Origin of the sequence: Methylobacterium sp. B1, from assembly GCF_000333255.1 — a bacterium.
Lineage (GTDB): Bacteria > Pseudomonadota > Alphaproteobacteria > Rhizobiales > Beijerinckiaceae > Methylobacterium > Methylobacterium fujisawaense.
In genome coordinates, this window is sequence record NZ_BACT01000041.1 from 1 (window position 1) to 4,896 (window position 4,896).

A 4,896-nucleotide genomic window follows, 5' to 3' on the forward strand; every position below is an offset into this window, starting at 1 on the left:
CTTCCTGTTTTCCGTCGGTCCGCTTTCGAGCGCGATCCAGATCGTGGCTAAGATTGGAAGGGCATCAGTTCCGACGATAATGGCCTGGCGGGTCTGGCTTGCCAATAGCGATGGAGGGGCTGGCCCCGCGTTTTCGCCTCGGCCGATCTGGCCACAGGAGAAAAACGATGGGCACTTCAGAATATGATCCGGGCGCGGGTGACCGGCAGGCCTGGAACGCCGGGCGCAAGGTAGGTGCGAAGCGCGCGCTGAAGCCGAAACAGATTTGGGGTATCCGCTTCTATCTCGATCATCATCGTCGCCTTCGCGATCGGGCGCTGTTCGATGTCGCGATCGACAGCAAACTTCGAGGATGGAGCCGCCGGAGGCGGCCACTACGGTGGCGGCGTTCTCCAGCGCCTTGCGGGTGACGATGTCCCGCGGGCGGATCCGATTCGCGAGAAGCTCCATCACCTTCTCGCCGGCGGTGGCGCAGAACTTGTCGCGGATCTCGTACGGGGCCGGGGCGCCGGCCGAGTAAGGCAGCGCGAGGCCGATCGCCTCGGAGACGGTTGCCATCGTGTTGGCGGTGAACTGCGCGCCGCAGGCGCCGGCCGACGGACAGGCGACCTGCTCCAGCTCGTCCAGATCCTCCAGGCTCATGTCGCCGACGGCGACCTTGCCGACAGCCTCGAATAGATCCTGGACGGTCACGGGCTTGCCGCGGAACGAGCCCGGCAGGATCGAGCCCCCGTAGATGAAGATCGAGGGGACGTTGAGGCGCACCATGGCCATCATCATCCCCGGCAGGGACTTGTCGCAGCCGGCAAGTCCCACCAGGGCATCGTAGGCATGGCCCCGCATGGTCAGCTCGACCGAATCGGCGATGACCTCGCGGGACGGCAGCGACGCGCGCATGCCGCCATGGCCCATGGCGATCCCGTCGGTCACCGTGATGGTGCAGAATTCGCGCGGCGTGCCGTTGGCGGCGGCGACGCCCTTCTTCACCGCCTGCGCTTGGCGCATCAGCGAGATGTTGCAGGGCGCGGCCTCGTTCCAGCAGGAGGCGACGCCGACCAGCGGCTGGTGGATCTGCTCGCGCGTCAGACCCATGGCATAGAGATAGGAGCGGTGCGGGGCGCGGTCCGGCCCCTCAGTGACGTGGCGGCTCGGCAGCTTCGACTTGTCGTTCAAACGCGTCACCATGACTTCAGACCAAGCCTTCGCACAGCCGATCCCGAGGGTGCGCTGAACCGCGGCGCGTCGCCGTTCGCGAAGCGCCGGGATATTCATCCGCGTGCTCGGGAAGTCCTCGTTTCCGATCGGTAAATCGTTGTCGAGATTGCCGTTTACCGCGGATCTTGAGGTGGGCCCGGACTATGGCGGGATCGCGGCGTTTACAGGCAGGTCTCGGGGCGGAGCCGGGATCGTTTTACGGTGTTGCGACCCCGCCACAGCCACGCTTGCAGCCATTTCGCTCGCCAGGACCAAAGAAAGGACAATCGCGACGGCACCGCCCGGTGATCCGCCTCGATCCGTCTAGTCTTCAGGATCAGCGCGGATCTCCGCAGAGGAATCCACCCGCGCCGCGGCAAAACCGGCCGGAGATCGTCGGCGCAGCATTATCGCCGTGCGCGGTCTGCGCCGGAAAGACCTGAGCGGATCGGGAAATAACCCGTGGGACCGGATCCGCGGCTCGCTCGGGCGCGGGCCCTGCAGGACCGCACTATAGCCCGCCCGGGACAGGGCGTATGTCCAGGCGCCCCCCCCGGTGGGCACGCTTTCCGATGCGGGAAGACGATCCCGTGACGGCGTCCGCGGGCGGCCGGCCGGACGGGATCACAGGATCACGGGATGGCCTGATCCCAGGCGGGTCGCGGCTCAGGCCGCCCCGCTCTGCGGCGCCGGGATCTCGGTGGAGATGGCGTCGACCGTGCGCGGCATCGGGCTGCCCTGCCCGTCCGCGCGCTGAATCCGCACCTGCTGGTTGACCGGCTGCATGTTGCCGAAGGGCGTCGAAAAGGCGATCTCGGCGGCATCGCGTCCGACGCCGATCCGCACCAGCCCGTCGAGGTCGGCTTGCCGTGTGGCGTCGAACAGCCACCAGCGGCCGTCGAGATAGGCTTCGAACACGGCGTGGAAGTCGCTCGGAACGAGCCCGTGGGCGTAGCAGCTCACGAACCGGGCCGGGATGCCGAGAGCCCGGCAGAAGGCGGCGCCGAGATGCGCGAAATCGCGACATACGCCGGCGCGCTTGAGCAGCGACTCATGCGCGGTGGTCTCGCCGTCGCTGGAGCCCGGCTGATAGGCGATGTGGTCGTGGATCCAGTTGCAGATCTGGTTCACGCGGGCATAGCCCTTGGGCAGCGCGCCGAATTCGGCCAGAGCGAACGGCGTCAGCCGGTCCGAGGACACGAACCGGCTCGGCAGCAGGAAGGGCAGGATGTCGAGGGGCAATTGCCCGATCGGCGTCTCGTTGATCGTCGCGGGATCGGCCCGATGCACCGTAAGATCGACCTCGGCATTGTACTCCAGCGCGAACTGGCCGGTCGGCACGTTGACCGCGAGATAGCGGTTCTGGTGGTCGGGCGTGGTGTAGAGGTCGCGCTTGAGGTTCGGCGTCAGGACCAGGCTCTCGGTCAGGATCTCGACGCTCTTCAGCTTCGCCACCTCCAGATTGAAGATGAAGGTGGTGTCCGACAGGATATTGTATGACAGGCTGCAACCGAGGATGTAGCGCATCGGATCTCCTTGCCGGATGACGGCCTATCCGCCGCCCAAGCAAGGGGCGCGCCCGATCGTGGGTTCCGGTTCAGGCGCGCCGCGGCAGCATCAGCACCGTGAGCGAGCGCACGCCCTGCGCGCCGTGGATCAGCACGCCCTCGATGTCGGCGGTCGCCGACGGTCCGGTGTGCAGAACCGCGTAGGCCGAGCGGCCGAATTCCGGCCGGCGATAGGCGGCCTGCACGTTGGGCACGATATCGGCGGGATCGAGCAGAACGACGAGGTGCTGCGCGAGATAGGCGACCGCGTTGACGATCAGCTGATCCTCCGTGAACAGCACCGATCCCGTCTCGGCGATGCCGAACACGGCGCGCACCACCGCCACGTCCACGTCCTCGACCTCCTGCGGGGCGCGGACGCTCCGAAGGTCCCGGTTGCCGGTCAGTTCCGGTACCGCGGAGGCAATCACCTTGCCCGCATCGAGTCGCTCGCGGACCCCCGCGAAGACATCACCGGCGCCGGGCTCCGCCACCCGGCCGCCCATCCGCTTCAGCCGCTCGCCGAACTCGGCCACGTGGTCGTCGCCGACGAGGGGCGTGAACAGCGGCACCTCCGGCAGCGGGAAATCGCCGGCCGGCCGGTTCCTGCGGATGCCGTCCAGGATCGCGTCGCGGGCGCTCATCGACGCGTGTCCTTCATGCGATTCTGCTTGTACCAGGCGTGGAAGGTCTGGCGCGGTGCGTCGGGCATCTCGCGCTTCTTCCCCCAGGTGTTGAGCGGATTGTAGACGGCGAAACGCGGCAGGACCTTCAGGGCGGAATCCGCCGCGCCGATCGCGGCCCGGTAGGCGGCCGGGCGCGACAGGACCGCGCCGGCGGCCTTCATCATGCCCTGCTTGAGCGCCGGGATCTGATGCTCCTCGACCAGCACCTTGCGCCACGCGAAGATCTGTTCGTGGATGTTGATCTTCACCGGGCAGACGTTGGTGCACGAGCCGTTCATCGTCGAGGAGAACGGCAGCGTCGAGTATTTGCGCTTGTTGAAGGTCGGATCGATGATCAGCCCGATCGGCCCCGAATAGGTCGCCCCGTAGGAGAGGCCGCCCGAGCGCCGGTAGACCGGGCAGGTGTTCATGCAGGCGCCGCAGCGGATGCACTTCAGGGAGGTCCAGAACTCCTCCATGCCGAGGCGCTCGGAGCGGCCGTTGTCGACCAGCACCATGTGCATCTCGGTGCCCGCCCGCGGCGCGCGGAAATGCGAGGTGTACTGGGTGATCGGCGAGCCGAGCGCCGAGCGCGACAGCAGGCGGATGAAGACGCCGAGATGCTCGACCTTCGGGATGATCTTCTCGATGCCGATGGAGTGGATCTGCAGCGGCGGCACGTTGCCGGAGAGGTCGGCATTGCCCTCGTTGGTGCAGGTGACGACCGATCCGGTCTCCGCGATCGCGAAGTTGCAGCCGGTCATGCCGGCATCGGCCTTCAGGACATAGGGGCGGGTCGTCTCGCGCTGGCTCTCGGCGAGATAGTGGGCGTCGTCGTTGTCCGGGTCCGTCCCGAGCGTCTTGGCGAAGACCTCGGCCACGTCCATCCGGGTCTTGTGGACCGCCGGCGCGACGACGTGGCTCGGCTCCTCGTTGTCGAGCTGCTGGATCCGCTCGCCGAGGTCGGTCTCGATCACCTCGATCCCGTTCGCCGCCATGTGGTGGCGGAAGCCGCACTCCTCGGTGAGCATCGACTTCGACTTCACCAGCGTCTTGGCGCCGTGGCTCCGCAGGATCTCCAGGACGATCCGGTTGTGATCGGCCCCGTCCTTGGCCCAGTGGACATGGACGCCGTTGGCTTTCGCGGCTGCCTCGAACTGCTCGAGATAGCGGTCGAGATGGCTCAGCGTGTGCGTCTTGATCTGCGAGGCGAGCTCGCGGAGCTCCTCCCATTCGGGAATGCCGTGGGCCGAGACGTCGCGCTTCTTGCGCAGGTCCCACAGCCGCTCGTCGTGGGCAGCCTGGTGCAGCGGCGCGGCGAGGAAGCGCTCGGCGGCCTCGGACTGATTGATCGGACGGTCACCCCGGATCTTCGCGCCGCGGGGCTGCGGCTCACGGACCTGGGGCGCGCGGATCGGCTTCGAGGCCGCCCTCGCGTGCTGGAGGCGCGGTCCGTCCTGCGCGCGTTCACTCTCGTCGTGGCTGGCGCG

At 67.4% G+C, this 4,896-nt stretch carries 4 protein-coding genes; all 4 read right to left on the reverse strand.

All coding sequences use genetic code 11. From position 1 onward, the window contains the following. Positions 1-1,185: dihydroxy-acid dehydratase (locus tag I53_RS01140; RefSeq protein ID WP_251982174.1), on the reverse strand; the 1,185-nt coding region annotated here is incomplete at its 3' end. A gap of 675 nt (positions 1,186-1,860) precedes the next feature. Further along, positions 1,861-2,721 carry a transglutaminase family protein gene (locus I53_RS01145; RefSeq protein WP_043345809.1) on the reverse strand — a complete coding sequence of 287 codons (861 nt, stop codon included), beginning with the start codon at positions 2,719-2,721 and terminating at the stop codon, positions 1,861-1,863. A 70-nt stretch (positions 2,722-2,791) separates the two neighbouring features. Then, positions 2,792-3,385, reverse strand: a complete 594-nt coding sequence (locus I53_RS01150) for an LUD domain-containing protein (RefSeq protein ID WP_043345811.1) — start codon at positions 3,383-3,385, stop codon at positions 2,792-2,794. Next, positions 3,382-4,896 (reverse strand): lactate utilization protein B (locus I53_RS01155; protein ID WP_043345812.1); only part of this gene is annotated, 1,515 nt, incomplete at its 5' end. The genes I53_RS01155 and I53_RS01150, both read right to left, overlap by 4 nt.